This window comes from Vibrio sp. 10N.222.49.C9 (genome assembly GCF_041474985.1).
GTDB lineage: Bacteria > Pseudomonadota > Gammaproteobacteria > Enterobacterales > Vibrionaceae > Vibrio > Vibrio crassostreae_C.
Genome location: NZ_JBFRVD010001240.1, coordinates 1 through 412, shown reverse-complemented (window position 1 = coordinate 412; position 412 = coordinate 1). Strand labels below are relative to the sequence as shown.

1 protein-coding gene is annotated in these 412 nt (G+C 40.0%); it reads left to right on the top strand.

All coding sequences use genetic code 11. The features are described from left to right. Nucleotides 1-412, top strand: a 412-nt coding sequence (locus AB4585_RS27740; protein WP_372171968.1) for a DNA phosphorothioation-associated putative methyltransferase, incomplete at both ends; no start/stop codon positions are given.

Here is a 412-nt window from a genome sequence, read left to right as displayed (position 1 = left end):
ACCTAAGAGAGCTAGAAGCTCATGGTATCGATGCGATTGGTTGGGATCCTAACTTTAGACCTGACGCAGAGAAATCAGCCTCTGATATTGTAAATCTGGGCTTTGTATTGAACGTGATAGAGGATCAAGATGAAAGACTAGAGGCTCTGCTTAACGCATATGAGCTAGCAGAAAAGTTTCTTGTAGTGTCTGTGATGCTTGCTAATGAAAATTACATTGCTCAGTTCAAGCCATACAAAGATGGCATCATCACGTCACGTAACACTTTCCAAAAATACTACGCACAGTCAGAAATAAAGTCCTACATAGAACGAAGCTTAGGTGACGAAGCGATCACCGTTGCTCCTGGTATCTTTTATGTGTTCAAAGATAAGATTGAAGAGCAAGTATACTTACAAGGAAAATATAAACG